The organism is Nocardioides sp. NPDC057577, from assembly GCF_042801335.1.
Lineage (GTDB): Bacteria > Actinomycetota > Actinomycetes > Propionibacteriales > Nocardioidaceae > Nocardioides.
This window is the reverse complement of the sequence record NZ_JBHVGB010000025.1, coordinates 1-14197: the sequence shown is the minus strand read 5'-3', so window position 1 is coordinate 14197 and position 14197 is coordinate 1. Positions and strand designations below refer to the sequence as shown.

Annotated in this window: 13 protein-coding genes; 10 read left to right on the top strand and 3 right to left on the bottom strand. The window is 71.4% G+C overall.

Annotated features, from left to right (window positions below; translation table 11 throughout):
* Together ACFU7D_RS07820 and ACFU7D_RS07815 are read left to right on the top strand one after the other, a co-directional pair.
* Positions 1–966 carry a carbohydrate ABC transporter permease gene (locus ACFU7D_RS07820; protein ID WP_378865393.1) on the top strand — a complete coding sequence of 322 codons (966 nt, stop codon included), beginning with the start codon at positions 1–3 and terminating at the stop codon, positions 964–966.
* Positions 966–1835, top strand: coding sequence for a carbohydrate ABC transporter permease (locus ACFU7D_RS07815; RefSeq protein WP_378865390.1), 870 nt, complete (start codon positions 966–968; stop codon positions 1833–1835). The genes ACFU7D_RS07820 and ACFU7D_RS07815 overlap by 1 nt, the downstream gene beginning before the upstream one ends.
* Before the next feature lie 27 nt (positions 1836–1862).
* On the opposite strand, the gene ACFU7D_RS07810 is transcribed toward ACFU7D_RS07815, so the two are convergent.
* Positions 1863–2480, bottom strand: a complete 618-nt coding sequence (locus ACFU7D_RS07810; RefSeq protein WP_378865387.1) for an HPP family protein — start codon at positions 2478–2480, stop codon at positions 1863–1865.
* Between the two features lie 288 nt (positions 2481–2768).
* Here ACFU7D_RS07810 and ACFU7D_RS07805 point away from each other — a divergent pair, with 288 nt between their 5' ends.
* From ACFU7D_RS07805 to ACFU7D_RS07795, 3 genes are read left to right on the top strand one after another with little or no spacing between them, the layout of a single operon-like run.
* Positions 2769–3662, top strand: a complete 894-nt coding sequence (locus tag ACFU7D_RS07805) for a universal stress protein (RefSeq protein ID WP_378865385.1) — start codon at positions 2769–2771, stop codon at positions 3660–3662.
* Complete coding sequence (locus tag ACFU7D_RS07800) at positions 3659–6400, top strand: GNAT family N-acetyltransferase (RefSeq protein ID WP_378865382.1); 2742 nt, start codon at positions 3659–3661, stop codon at positions 6398–6400. Before ACFU7D_RS07805 ends, ACFU7D_RS07800 begins: the two co-directional genes overlap by 4 nt.
* Positions 6400–7398, top strand: coding sequence for a zinc-dependent alcohol dehydrogenase family protein (locus ACFU7D_RS07795; protein WP_378865379.1), 999 nt, complete (start codon positions 6400–6402; stop codon positions 7396–7398). Before ACFU7D_RS07800 ends, ACFU7D_RS07795 begins: the two co-directional genes overlap by 1 nt.
* Positions 7399–7427: 29 nt before the next feature.
* Here ACFU7D_RS07795 and ACFU7D_RS07790 read toward each other — a convergent pair whose 3' ends face one another.
* A complete protein-coding gene (locus ACFU7D_RS07790; protein ID WP_378865376.1) occupies positions 7428–8399 on the bottom strand; it encodes a 1-phosphofructokinase family hexose kinase in 972 nt (323 codons plus the stop codon).
* A 176-nt stretch (positions 8400–8575) separates the two neighbouring features.
* Here ACFU7D_RS07790 and ACFU7D_RS07785 point away from each other — a divergent pair, with 176 nt between their 5' ends.
* Positions 8576–8998 (top strand): Hsp20/alpha crystallin family protein, encoded by a 423-nt coding sequence (locus ACFU7D_RS07785; protein WP_378865373.1) that lies wholly within the window; start codon positions 8576–8578, stop codon positions 8996–8998.
* A gap of 176 nt (positions 8999–9174) precedes the next feature.
* Here ACFU7D_RS07785 and ACFU7D_RS07780 read toward each other — a convergent pair whose 3' ends face one another.
* A complete protein-coding gene (locus ACFU7D_RS07780) occupies positions 9175–9693 on the bottom strand; it encodes a flavodoxin family protein (protein WP_378865479.1) in 519 nt (172 codons plus the stop codon).
* 154 nt (positions 9694–9847) lie between these two features.
* Here ACFU7D_RS07780 and ACFU7D_RS07775 point away from each other — a divergent pair, with 154 nt between their 5' ends.
* The 4 genes from ACFU7D_RS07775 to ACFU7D_RS07760 all read left to right on the top strand — a co-directional run.
* A complete protein-coding gene (locus ACFU7D_RS07775; protein WP_378865370.1) occupies positions 9848–10606 on the top strand; it encodes a DUF4389 domain-containing protein in 759 nt (252 codons plus the stop codon).
* A 94-nt stretch (positions 10607–10700) separates the two neighbouring features.
* On the top strand, positions 10701–11369 hold the full coding sequence (locus tag ACFU7D_RS07770; RefSeq protein ID WP_378724103.1) for a response regulator: 669 nt from the start codon (positions 10701–10703) through the stop codon (positions 11367–11369).
* Positions 11370–11411: 42 nt separating this feature from the next.
* Complete coding sequence (locus ACFU7D_RS07765; RefSeq protein WP_378865367.1) at positions 11412–13163, top strand: GAF domain-containing protein; 1752 nt, start codon at positions 11412–11414, stop codon at positions 13161–13163.
* A 39-nt stretch (positions 13164–13202) separates the two neighbouring features.
* Positions 13203–14197, top strand: a 995-nt coding sequence (locus ACFU7D_RS07760) for a SulP family inorganic anion transporter (protein ID WP_378865364.1), incomplete at its 3' end; no start/stop codon positions are given.

Sequence of the window (14197 nt, the reverse complement as noted above, 5' to 3'; positions counted from 1 at the left end):
GTGGCCGTCGACATCTCCCGCGTGGGTGGGCCGGCTCTCGTGAGAGGGCCGGCCCGCCGGCGTACGTCCTTCGTCTCCCTGGTCGCGGGATGGTGGCGCGGCAGCGCGGCGACCCTGGTCTTCCTGCTGCCGATGCTCCTCGTCTTCGGGCTGTTCTCGTGGTGGCCGATCGCCCGGACCGTGGTGATGAGCCTGCAGGAGACCAACCTCGTCGGGCCCGCGGAGTGGGTGGGCCTGGACAACTTCCGCACGGTGCTCAGCGACCCGCTGCTCCCGGTGGCGCTGCGCAACACGGCCGTCTTCGCGGCGATCGCGTTCGTCTTCGGCTATCCGATCCCGCTGGTCATGGCGGTGGTGTTCAGCTCGCTGCGGAGGCTGCGCGGCCTCTACGCCTGCCTGGCCTACCTGCCGGTCGTGGTGCCGCCGGCCGTTGCGGTGCTGCTGTGGAAGACCTTCTACGACGCCGGGTCCGGGGGAGTGTTCAACACGGTCCTGGGCTGGGTCGGGCTCGGGCCGGTGCCTTGGCTGGAGTCGGCCGACTGGGTGCTGCCCTCGCTGGTGATGGAGGCGACCTGGGCCGCGGCAGGCGGCACGGTGATCATCTATCTCGCGGCGCTGACCACGGTGCCGCAGGAGCTCTACGACGCCGCCTCGGCCGACGGGGCGGGCGTGCTCGGCAAGGTCTGGCACGTCACCCTCCCGCACCTGCGCCCGGTGCTGCTGATCACCTTGATCCTCCAGATCATCGGCACCGCCCAGGTCTTCCTGGAGCCCTACCTCTTCACCGGCGGCGGACCCTCGCACGCGTCCTTGACGCTGCTGCTCCTGATCTACGAGTACGCCTTCGGCAGCACCACCGGCGGCGGCGACTACGGCTCGGCGACCGCGCTGAGCCTGATGATGGCGGTCGGGCTGGCGCTGCTGTCGTGGCTCTACTTCCGGCTGACTCGCGGATGGAGCGACTGATGAGCTTCGTCTCCTCCCTCGACCGGCGGCGTACCTCGGTGCGCTGGGGTCTTCGCGGCGTGCAGGCGGCGATGCTGCTCGGACTGGTGGTGGTCTGCCTCGGGCCGCTGCTGTGGCTGGCGAAGTCGGCGGTGACCCCTACCCAGGACACGCTGCGCTCGCCGATCTCGCTGTGGCCGAACGGGCCGGACCTCTCGATCGTGACGCAGGCGTGGACCGAGCTGGGTCTGTCGGCCTACCTGGTCAACACGGTGGTCATCGCCGCCGGGTCCTGGGCCGTCCAGGTGGTGGTCGCCACGACCGCGGGCTATGCGCTCTCGGTGCTGCGGCCGCGGTTCGGACGGGTCATCTACGGAGCCGTGCTCGCCACCATGTTCGTGCCGATCGTGCTGCTCCTCGTCCCGCTCTACCTCACCGTGCTCAGCCTGCCGGTCGTGGGTTGGTCCCTGGTCGGGACGTACGCCGGAGCCTTCCTGCCCGCGGGCGCCTCGGCGTTCAACGTGGTGATCATGAAGCGGTTCTTCGACAGCCTGCCCCGGGAGATCCTGGACGCCGCGCGGATCGACGGCGCCGGGCCGTACCGGCTCTTCTGGTCGGTGGTCCTGCCGATGTCGCGCCCGGTGCTCGGCGTGGTGTCGGTCTTCGCCGTCCTGGCCGCGTGGAAGGACTTCATCTGGCCGCTGATCGTGCTGCCCGACCCGGCCAAGCAGCCCATCGCGGTCCGGCTGCCGTCCATCGCCCCGACCACCGACCTCTCCGTCCTGCTCGCCGCGATGGCGATCTCCGCGGCGCTGCCGATCCTCTTCTTCCTCCTCTTCCAGCGGCTCTTCCTGCGCAGCGAGGGGCTCGAGGGGGCGGTGAAGGGATAGCGCCTGCCGACCCGAGAGGCGCCCCGCTCACACCTCGGGGCTCAGGGCTTCCGGCTGGTGGATCCGCACCCGGGTGACTCCGGTGACCGTCGCCGCGGCGGACTCGGCCAGGGCGCGGTCCCTCGGCGTGCTCGGCCCGCTGATCACGACGCTCCCGTCGGCGACCACGACGAGCCAGTCGGGATGGCCGAGCTTGGTGATGAGCGCGGTCAGCTCCCGATCCAAGGTGTCGTCGTCGCGGGCCAGGGCGGCGGCGACGTCGCTCCGGCTGATCACGCCGACCAGGGCGTCGTCGTCATCGAGGACCGGCAGGCTCTTCAGGGCCCGCTCGGCCATGATGTCGACGGCGACGGACACCTCCGCGTTCTCGCGTACGGCGACCGTCACCGGGCTCATCACCCGCTCGACGTACGCGGGGGGAAGGTCGGTCACCGGCTCCGGCGAGAGCACGTGGGCGCGCGGGTCCGGCAGGACACGGTCGCGGATCAGGTCGATCTCGGCGACGACGCCGCAGAGCCGTCCCGTGGAGGTCACCACCGGCATCGCGGTGATGTGGTGGTCACGAAGAAGCGCGAGCGCCTCCCGGACGGGAGTGTCTCTCCGTGCGGTGACGGGTGACGAGGTCATGATCTCTCGGACCAGCATGATCAACTCCGTGGCAAGGGTTCGGTTGCTATGGGGCGAGCCTCGTGGAGCGGTCGAGAGCGGTCATGAGTGCAAGGTCCCGTCGGCACAAGACCTTCGGCCCGACGGAAGGACCTTCGTCATCGATCCGACGGACGAACGTCATCAGGGTCCGGACCAGCCGGCACCCCGTGCGGGCTGCGGACCTAGGTCCCGTTCCCGCGGCACCGATGGCCCTGACACCCGTGAAGAGGCCCGGCGAGATTGGGAGCATCACCCGACGTACACACCGAGCCCGCAGGAGGGAAGATGGCCGAGCACGACCGGATCCTGGTCGGCATCGATGGGGGAGAAGGTGGCCGAGCGGCGATCCGGCATGCCGCCGAGCGAGCCGGCCGAAGCGGTGCACATCTGTGGCTCGTCCATGTGATCGACCTCGCCATCGCGACGGGCGTCTTCTACCCGTACGGCTATGCGGGCCTGGCGGACCAGATTCGCGAGGCCGGGACGACCGCGCTCGAGCACGCGGAGAAGGAAGCCGCCGAGATCGTCGGGCCGGAGAACGTGACCTCGACGCTCCGCGACGGGGGAGTGGTGACGGAGCTCGTGCACGCGGCGGCCGACTCGACGATGGTCGTTCTCGGCGACGAGCGCCACCACGGCCTGTCGCGCATCGTGACGGGCTCGGTGACCGGACGGGTCGCCTCTCGCGCGCCGGTGCCCGTCGTGATCGTGCCGGCCGTCTGGCCCGACGGCCAGGACGCCCGCACGGTGGTCGTGGCCGTCGCCGACTGCGACGCCTCCACGGAGCTCGTCGTCCGGGCCCTCGGAGAGGCGGTGGAGCGTGGTGGCGGCCTGGTGATCGTGCACGCCTGGGAGGTCCCGGCCATCTACTACGAGTCGACGCTGGGGAAGCTGGATGCGGCAGGTCTGGCGGCGGACGCGCGTCACCAGCTGATGCAGACCCTCGAACGCGCACGACAGCTGGTCCCGAACTCTGCCGGCGTCGACGCGTGGATCGAGGTACACCGGGGTCAGCCGGCCCAGGTGGTCATGGAGGCAGCGAAGAAGGCAGCCCTACTGGTCATCGGCCGCCGCGGGCACGCCTTCCCGCTGCGCCGCCTGGGCGGCACCGGCCACGCTCTGCTGCGCGAGTCCGGATGTCCCGTCGAGGTGGTTCCTCCGGTGGCAGAGGCTCCATGAGAGTGCCCGAGGGAGAGGGAGCTGCCGGGGAGGACGTGCTGCTACGTGATGGCACCATCGCCCGCGTACGCGATGCCGCGGCGGGGGACCGGGGCCAGCTGGTCGAGCTCCATGACCTGCTCTCCGACCGCCATCGCTACGAGCGGTTCTTCCACGTCGGGGAGCTCGACGGTCTCCGCTTCGTCGAGGACCTGCTGCCGCGCCTGGCCGTCGGCGAGGCGGTCGCCAAGGTGGTCGTCGTCGACGGCCGCATCGTCGGGCTGGCGAGCGGCACGAGGACGGGTGCGGCCGGGGAGGCCGAGCTGGCCCTGGTCGTCGCCGACCGGTATGTCCACCACGGCGTGGCCACCCTTCTCCTGGAGCACCTGGCCGTCGCGGCGGCCGGAGCGGGCGTGACTGACCTGGTGGCGTACGTGATGGCTGAGAACGCCCCCGCGTTCGACGTCCTGCAGCACGCCGGCTTCGACCTCACCTCGACCGCGCACGAGGACACCGTCGAGGTACGTTTCCCGGTGCGGCTCACCGAGCGCGTGCTGGAGGCGATGATCTCCCGTGAGCAGCGGACGGACGCCGACTCCGTCGCCGCGCTGTTGCGGCCGCGCTCGGTGGCGGTGATCGGCGCGAGCCGGCGCGCGGACCATCCCGGCCACCAGGTCGTGCGCAACCTCTTGCGGGCGCGGTTCGCCGGCACGGTCCACCCCGTCAACCCCCACTGTGACTTCCTGCTGGGCCAGCGCTGCCACCCGTCGGTGCTCGACGTCGGGCCGGTGGACCTGGCCGTGGTCGCGGTGCCGGCGGCCGAGGTGTTGAAGGTCGTGAAGGAGTGTGCCCGCAGCGGCGTACGCGACCTGGTGATCCTCTCCAGCGGCTTCGCCGAGGCGGGCCCGGACGGACGACGCCTGCAGGACGAGATCCTGGCGGTCGCCCGCGAATCGGGCATGCGGGTGGTGGGACCCAACTGCCTCGGGATCGCCAACACCGACCCCGACGTCCGTCTGGACGCCACCTTCTCGCCCACCTCGACCGGCCGCGGGAGGGTGGCGATGATGGCGCAGTCCGGCGCGGTGGGGATCGCCGCGCTGCAACGGGCCGACGAGCTCGGCGTGGGGCTGTCGGCGTTCATCTCCGCGGGCAACAAGGCCGACGTCAGCTGCAACGACCTCCTCATGTACGCCGCCGAGGACGAGGCGACCGAGGTGGTCTCGCTCTATCTGGAGTCGTTCGGCAACCCGCGCAAGTTCTCTCGGCTGGCCCGGCGGTTGGCCGACCACACGCCGGTCGTCGCCCTGGTCGGGGGGAGAAGCCAAGCCGGCCGGCGGGCGGCGGTCGGCCACACCGCCTCGGCGGTGACGTCCGCGGAGGCCGTCGACGCGCTCTTCCGGCAGTGTGGGGTGATCGGCGTGCACAGCCTCGAGCAGCTGCTGCAGACCACCAGCGTGATCGCGAACCAGCCGCTGCCCGGTGGCCGCCGGGTCGGGATCGTCGGCAACGCCGGCGGGCCGGGCGTCCTGGCCGCCGACGCCTGCGAGGGCGAAGATCTGCGGCTCGCCACGCTGAGCGCGGAGACCATGGCCGCGATCCGGGCGATCGTGCCCGACGCGTCGTCCGTCCAGGTGCCCATCGACCTCGGCTCCGGCATCGGCTGGGAGGCCTACTCCGAGGTGGTCTCGACGATCATCCGCAGCGGCGAGGTCGACATGCTGATCGCCTTGCGCACGCCGCTGCCGGCTCTTCCGTACGCAGCCTTCACGCGTGCGCTGCGCACTGCGTTGCGCGCCGATCCGAGACAGACCGCACCGCCGGTCGCGACCGTGGCCGTCATGCTCGACCCGCACGGCCCCGGCCGGCCGATCAGCGTCGGAACCGGTCGTGTGCCCGTCTTCGCGTTCCCGGAGGATGCCGCGCGTGCCCTCGGCCCGATCGTCAGGTACGCGGAGTGGCGCGCCGGGCCCCACACCCCCGTCACCGAGGCGCCTCCCGGAAGCCGCGCGACCGGTCGCGACGTGATCGCCCGTACGCTGCGGGCGACACCGGAAGGGGGCCGGCTGACCGAGCCGGACACGCGCCAGCTGCTCGCTGCGTACGGGATCGGTGTCTTGCCGAGCGTGCTCGCCGACGGTGTCGAGGAGGCTGTCGACGCCGCCGAGTGGGTGGGCTACCCGGTCGTGCTCAAGGTCGCCGACCCCGGTCTGGTGCATCGCACCGATGTAGGTGGCGTTCGTGTCGGCCTGAAGGGTCCCGACGAGGTACGCGTCGCCGCCCACGCGCTCCTCGGCGTCCGGGTCGAGCATCCGGGCCTGATCGTCCAGCGCCAGGTCGCCGCCGGCGTCGAGCTGATCGCCGGCGTCACCCAGGACGCGCTCTTCGGGCCGCTGGTCATGGTGGGATACGGAGGCGCCTTCACCGAGCTGATCGGTGATCGCAGTTTCAGGCTGACGCCGCTCAGCCGCTCCGATGCGGCAGCGGCGCTCCGGGACCTGCGCACCGCGCCGCTGCTGTGGGGATACCGCGGCGCACCGCCGGCGGACGCCGGCGCCGTCGAGCATCTCCTGGTGTCCCTCGGGCGTCTCGCCGACGATCTGCCCGAGGTGGCCGAGATCGACCTCAATCCCCTGATCGTGCACGAGCGCGGGATCTCCGTCGTCGATGCGAAGGTCCGGCTGCAACCGTCGCCGCAGGCCCCGGAGCCCGCCCTGAGAGGCCTGCTCCCGCCCGCCGGCGCCGGACAGGAACCCTGATGGCGGCGATGCGAGGGTGGCGGACGAGAGGCGACGGCTGCCTCTCGATCGCCGAGCTCCCCGTCCCGGAGCCGGACTCGGGCGAGGTCCTCGTGGGGGTGGAGGCGTGCGGCGTGTGCCGGACCGACCTTCATGTCGTCGACGGCGACCTTCCCGCTCGCCGGAGCCCGGTGGTGCCGGGTCACCAGATCGTGGGTCGGGTGCTGGCCCGCTTCGACCACCACGCCGACGGACCGCGCATCGGCACCCGGGTCGGCGTGCCGTGGCTGCGCTCCACGTGCGGGCGCTGCCGCTGGTGCCGTACGGGCGCGGAGAACCTCTGCGAGCAGTCTCGATACACCGGGTGGGACGCCGACGGCGGCTACGCCGAGTACGCCGTCGCCCCGACCGCGTACCTCTACCGGATCCCGGACTCGCTGGAACCGAGTCAGGCGGCGCCGCTGCTGTGTGCGGGGATCATCGGTTACCGGGCCCTGCGGCGCTCGGTCCTCCCGCCGGGAGGTCGCCTGGGGCTCTACGGGTTCGGGGCGAGCGCTCATCTGACCGCGCAGATCGCGATCCGCCAAGGGGCCGAGGTGCACGTCGTCACCCGGGGTGAGGTGGCGCGCCGGCTCGCGCTCGACCTCGGCGCTGCCTCTGCGGTCGCGCCCGGCGATGCCGTCCCGCCGCTCGACTCCGCGATCGTGTTCGCGCCGGCGGGCGAGGTCGTCCGCGAGGCGCTGGCCGGCCTGGGCCCGTCCGGGACCTGCGCCGTCGCCGGCATCCACCTCTCCGACCTCCCCCCTCTCGACTACCAGCGCCACCTCTTCCGCGAGCGCACGCTCACCAGCGTCACGTCCAACACGCGTGCCGACGGGGCCGAGCTCTTCCGGCTCGCCGGCCGGCTGGGCCTGCGCGCCGAGGTCACTCCGTACGCCCTGGGGGAGGCCGACCGGGCACTCGCCGACCTCGCCGAGGACCGCGTGCGTGGCGTCGCGGTCCTGGACGCGACCCGATGACGAGCGGGCGGGGCACGAAGCCATCAGGCTCAGACCGCGTCGCGCCGTAGTGTCCGCCCTCGGGCGGCCTCGCCCGGGAGGACGTCGGTGAACGCGGCGAGGTCGTCGCGGGAGAACACCGAGGTGCCCGCGGTCGCGATCATGGCCGCGCTGCAGGCGAGACCGAGCCGGGCCGCCCGGGGGATATCCCACCCGCGCGTCAGTCCGGCGACGATCCCGGCGACGAGAGCGTCACCGGCACCCACGCCGCTGACCACGTCGCCGGCGACCGCGGGAAGCAGCTGCGTACCCGTCGGGGTGACCAGTGCGATCCCCAGGTGACCGCGGGAGAGCACGACGGCGCTCGCGTGAGTGTCGTCGAGCAGCTCTCGCGCTCCCGCCACCTGTTCGGCGAGCGTGTCCAGCTCGCGCCCGAGATGCTCCTTCAGCTCCCGCACGCTCGGCTTGATCAGATAGGCCCCGTGAGCCTGGGCGAGGGCGCCCCCGGAGGCATCCAGGACGAGCCGGGCGCCGAGGGCATCGCTCAGGCACCGCACCCGAGGGACGACGTCTGCGGAGACCCCTGGCGGCAGGCTGCCGCTGAGGACGACGTACGCCGCGTGTCGCCCTCCGCGCCGCACCGCCTGGAGGCAACGATCCAGATCGGCGCGGGCGAGCTCCGTCCCAGGCAGCACGAAGCGGTACTCCAAGCCGGTCTCGAGCTCGGTCACGTGATGACTCAGCCGGGTCTCACCCGGGACCTCGACCCCCGCGAACGGAAGCCGTTCGATCTCGAGCCGCTCGCTCAGGGCCCGGCCGATATGGCCTGCCACCGGGAAGACCGCCAGCGTGGGGATTCCGAGCACGTGCAGGACCCGGGCCACGTTGATGCCGCCGCCGCCGGGATCGATCCGGGGTGTGCTGCATCGCATCTTGCTGCCCGGGATCAGCCGAGGAACGGAGAAGGAGTCGTCCAGCGCCGGGTTCAAGGTGATGGTGACGACGTCGGGTGAGGCGTGCATCTGGGACCTTCCTGAGTCGTCGGGCTGCCTCCCAGGCAACCATCGCGGGCTGGACGAGGCAGGTGGCGGAGGTCCCGGCACAGATGACCAAGGTCTCGTGAGGTCGGGTTCGATCGGAACAAGACTGGGGACCGCACGGGGTGCCGCACGGGCGCCCGCAGATCGAGGGAGATCAGATGAGCACCATCATCAAGCGCCCGGCCAACCCGCTCGCGGACCTGCTGGGCTGGCTGGAGTCGGGGTCGGCGGCGATGCGTTCTTTCGGTGTGACGCCCTACATCAGGGTCGAGGACTTCGTCGAGGACGACCACTACGTCGTACGCGCGGAGATGCCGGGGGTCGACCCGAACAAGGACATCCAGATCGACGTCAGCGGCGACCTCCTGACGATCCGAGGTGAGCGCCGGGAGGAGGAGCACGACCGCAACCGGCGAGAGCTGCACTACGGCTCGTTCGAGCGCACCCTTCAGCTGCCCAGCGGTGCCAAGGCCGAAGAGGTCCGTGCCACCTACATCAACGGCGTGCTGGAGGTCCGGGTCCCGTACGCCGTCGGGGAGCCGAAGACCACGCGCGTCGCCATCGAGCACAACGGGAGCTGATCGCTGCGCGCTCGTTCGGGTCGGCGTGGAGGAGCTTGCGATGCGGGTCGGCGCGCAGCACCAGCATCCGATCGCGTACGGCCCATACCCAGGGCTGGGTGTTGTGCACCGACGGTGCGCGACAGGCCAGCGTCAGGATCGCCCGCAGCGTCGCTTCGTCGGGGAGCACCGACATCTCAGGCCACGACCTGCCGCATCACCTGATGGCCCAGGTCGGTGGCCCAGTCACCGGCGCGCGCCTCCTCGTGGCGGCCCAGGGGTCCCTCCGTGCCGCCGACGTAGAAGCTCGCCGAGGGGGCGACGTCGTAGCCGCGGCGGCGGAGCAGGTGGGCGACGTGCCGGGCGGCGGAGCCGGGGAGGCGGCGCATCGCCCGCGCCCGGGTGTCGAACACGGCGATGCGCACCGAGCGCGCGTCCTGGAGGTCGTCGAGCCACTCGCGGACACCACGGGCCTCGACCTCCGCCGGGGCGCCCCGCAGGACGGCGTCGGCGCGCGTGCTCGGCCTGCTCAGGCCCAATGCGTGCGTCGGGGCGCCGATGACGACCAGATCGTGGGTGCGGAGCACGTCGTCGCCGGCCGCCGTCACCGGGATCACCCTGACCTGTACACCGGCGCTGCGCAGACCGTTGGCGACCGAGGTGGCGATGGTCGCGGTGTTGCCGAACATCGACTCGTAGACGACGGCTGCTCGCATCTTGTTCACGTCCTTCCGTCAGCGCCACGCCCCCTGCGTGGTGCCGTTGGCACCACGCTGCGGCCGAACGTACGTGCCCAGGCAGTGGCACACGTCCCCGACCAGAGGACCTTGGTCCGATGCCATGGCGTCCTGCGGTGCGGAGGCTGGAGGCATGAACACTTCCCATTCCCCGGTAGTGCTCGAGGGGCAGCTGGACACCAGGGTCAGTCGAGCCCTGTGGCTGATCAAGTGGCTCTTGCTGATCCCGCACTACATCATCCTGTTCTTCCTCTGGATCGCCTTCTCCGTGCTCACCGTCGTCGCCTGGTTCGCGATCCTGTTCACCGCCCGCTATCCGCGCGCGATCTTCGACTTCAACCTCGGCGTCCTGCGCTGGACCTGGCGGGTGGACTACTACGGCTACGCCGCGCTCGGCACCGACGCCTACCCGCCGTTCACGCTCGAGGACGTCCCCGGATACCCGGCACGTCTGCACATCGCCTACCCCGAGCGGCTCTCGCGCGGTCTGGTGCTGGTGAAGTCGTGGCTGCTGGCGATCCCGCACCTGATGCTCCTGAGCTTCTTCCTGGGGGGAGGCCTGTACGTGGCGCAGACCAGCGGCGATCCCGACACCTGGGCCTGGGCCTGGGGGAGCGGGATCATCGGGCTGCTGGTCCTCTTCGCCGGCGTGGCGATGCTCTTCGGGCGCGGCTACCCGCGAGGCATCTTCGACCTCGTCCTCGGGATGGACCGGTGGGCGGCCCGGGTCGGGGCGTACGTCTTCCTGATGACCGACAGCTACCCGCCCTTCCGGCTCGACCAGGGCGGGAGCGACCCGGTCGGGCCCGCGCCGCCGGAACCGTCCGCGCCGACGGGTGAGGCGCTGGTGCCGCAGCCCGTCGAGGACCCGGTCGGAACCGGGCAGCCGTGAGCGCGCTCCCGCGGGTGCGTCGCGGGACCTTGGTCCTCGGCGCACGGGTAAGACGAGCATTGGCGAGCGCCGTCCTCGGTCGTAGGTTGAGCAGGTGACCGAATCTGCAGACCCCGAGAGAGCAGCAGAGCCCATTCGGGTCTTCCTGCTCGACGACCATGAGGTGATCCGCCGCGGGATCAAGGATCTCCTCGAGGACGAGGACGACATCGTCGTCGTGGGTGAGTCCGGGCTCGCCGAGGAGGCCCGGCGCCGGATCCCCGCGCTGCGTCCCCATGTCGCGATCCTCGACGGCCGGCTTCCCGACGGGTCGGGCATCGACGTGTGCCGCGACGTCCGCTCGGTCGACCCCGGCATCGCAGCGCTCATCCTGACCTCGTTCGACGACGACGACGCGCTGTTCTCCGCGATCATGGCGGGCGCGGCCGGCTACCTGCTCAAGCAGATCCGCAGCGCCGACCTCGTCGACACCGTGCGCCAGGTCGCCGCGGGCCGATCGACCCTGGACCCCGCGGTCACCGCACAGGTCCTCGAGCGGATCCGCAGCGGGCCGAAGTCCAACTCGGTCTTCGAGAACCTGACCAACCACGAGCGCCGGATCCTGGAGCTCATCGGCGAGGGCATGACCAACCGGCAGATCGGCAAGGAGATGCATCTGGCGGAGAAGACGGTCAAGAACTACGTCTCCTCCCTGCTCGCCAAGCTGGGCCTGGAGAGCCGGACGCAGGCCGCGATTCTTGTCACCAAGACGTTGCAAGGCTGATACGTTAAGGGGTGTACCACTCATGTGACGTGGAGGGTCGACGTGGGAAGTACGCCACCGCGGCCGCGCCGTTCACCGGATGACACGGCAACGAAGACGCTGAGCAACACACCGCTCGACGAGCTGTTGACCGAAGTGCTCGACCGAGTCACGGTCGCTCGAGACGAGCAGGTGCGGTGGAGACTGCTGCTCGACGCGATCGTCACGATGGGTGCCGGGTTGTCGATCGATGACCTGCTGAACCGGATCGTGGAGGTCGCCAAGGCCCTTGCCGGAGCGAGGTACGCGGCTCTCGGGGTCCTGGCCAGCGGTGGCGAGCGGCGGCTGCGGGTGTTCATCAACCGTGGTCTCACCCCCGAGCAGGAGCTCCGGATCGGAGATCTGCCCACCGGTCACGGTCTGCTCGGACTGCTGATCGACCATCCGGAGCCGGTCCGTCTGCGCGACATCGAGGAGCATCCGGCCTCCTTCGGGTTCCCCGCGCACCATCCGCCGATGCGCTCCTTCCTGGGTGTTCCCGTCCGCATCGGTGAGAAGGTGTTCGGCAACCTCTACCTCACCGAGAAGACCGACGGCGCGGAGTTCACCGACCAGGACGAGAGCATCGTGGTCGCCCTGGCAGCGGCTGCCGGCGTCGCGATCGAGAACGCTCTGCTGGCCGAGGAGGCCGCGCGCCGCGGTCGCTGGCTCGACGCGCGCGCCGAGATCACCAGCGCGCTCATGGGAGATATCGACCGCGGCACCGCCCTTCAGCTCGTGGCGGACCGGGCCCGTGAGATCTCCGGCGCCGACGTCGCCTGGATCGTGACGGGACCCGCCGCCGACCGTCTGCGGGTGGAGGTGGTCTCCGGCACCGAGGTCGACCTCGACGTGCTGAAGCGTGCCCCTCTGCGGGAGTCGATCGCGGGACGGGCGATCCTCGATGGAGTGCCGATGATGGTGGAGGACGTCGCCAGCGCGGCCGCGGGCGGAAGCGCCGCCGCGGTCATCGACATGAGCGACCTTGGCCCCGGTGTGTTCGTGCCGCTGGGACGTACCGACCCGTCGGAGGAGATGAACGCGGTCGGCGTGCTCGCCCTGACCTGGCGGCGGGCGAACGCCGAGCAGGCCCAGAACATCGACCTGGCTGTCGCCGACGCGTTCGCGGGCCAGGTGGCGCTGGCCATCCGGCTGGCTCAGAACCGTGAGGAGCGGCAGCGGCTCGCCGTCTACGACGACCGCGACCGGATCGGTCGCGACCTGCACGACATCGTGATCCAGCGGCTCTTCGTCATCGGCCTACGCCTCCAGGGAGGCCTCAACATGGCCGAGAGCCCGAAGCTGCGCGACCGCCTGGACCAGGCGGTCGACGACATCGACGACACCATCCGTGACCTCCGGCGCGCGGTCTTCGAGCTCGGCACTCCCCAGCACGACGGCGACATCCAGTCCCAGGTCACCGACCTGGTGAACCGAGCGGCGGCGTCCCTCAAGTTCCGCCCGAAGCTCGACTTCGACGGCCCGATCCGGCTGCGGACCTCTCCGGAGCTGGCCAAGGACGTCGTCGCCGTCCTCGGCGAGGCACTCTCGAACACGGTCCGTCACGCGCACGCGAGCGCGGTGCACGTGTCGCTCTCCGCCGCCGATGACCTCGTGCTTCGCGTGCGCGACGACGGAGACGGGATTCCGGAGGGCGTGGTGGAGGGCGGTCTCGCGAACATGCGCCACCGCGCCGAGGCTCACGGCGGGCGGTGCATCGTGAAACCGGCGCCCCCGAAGGGGACCTTGGTGGAGTGGTCGGTCCCTCTGGGCTGACCGCGGCCGGCGGACGGCGGCTCGTGGGACAGTGCTGCCATGGACGTACGCCGCATGATGCCGTCGTGGGCCCGCGGCTACCAGCGGCGCTGGCTGTGGCTCGATCTGCTCGCCGGGGTGACGATCACCGCCTACCTGGTGCCCCAGGTGATGGCGTACGCCGAGCTGGCCGGTCTGCCTCCCGAGACCGGGCTGTGGGCGTGCGTCGGCGCCATGGTGGTCTACGGGCTGCTGGGCACCTCCCGGCTGCTCTCGGTCGGTCCGGAGTCGACCACCGCGCTGATGACGGCGGCGGCGATCGGCGCCATCCCGGCCGCGGCCGAGGACCCCGCCTCGTTCGCGGCGACGCTCGCGCTCGTGGTCGCCGCGATCTGCGTGGTGGGCTGGTTCCTGCGGGTCTCGGTGCTGGCCGAGCTCTTCTCGCGGCCGGTGCTGGTCGGCTACATGGCGGGAATCGCGGTGCTCATGGTCGTCTCCCAGCTCGACAACCTCACCGGCGTCACGGTCACCGGCGACGGGGTGCTGGCGGAGGTGGGCAGCTTCATCGGCAACCTCGACCAGGTCCACGTCCCCACGCTGCTGCTCGGTGGCGGCGCGGCCGCCGCGATGATCGTCGGCTCCCTGCTCGCCCCGCGCGCCCCGGTCGCGCTGATCGGCATGCTTGCCGCCACCGCGCTGGTGGCGCTGCTCGGAGACGACTCCGGGCTGCGGCTGGTCGGCGAGATCCCGAGCCGGCCCCCGGCCCCGGGCCTACCGGCACTCGACCCGGGCGCCATCGTCTCGATGCTCGGCCCGGCGCTCGGCGTCGCCTTCGTGGGCTACACCGACAACATCCTCACCGGCCGCGCCTTCGCCCGCCGCGGCGAACGCGTCGACGCTCGCCGGGAGCTGCTCGCCCTGGGTGGGGCCAATCTCGGCTCGGCGCTCGTCCACGGGTTCCCGGTCAGCAGCAGCGGCAGCAGGACCGCCATCGGCCACGCCGTGGGCGGGCGCACCCAGCTGACCTCGTACGTCGCCGCGGCCACCACGGTGGC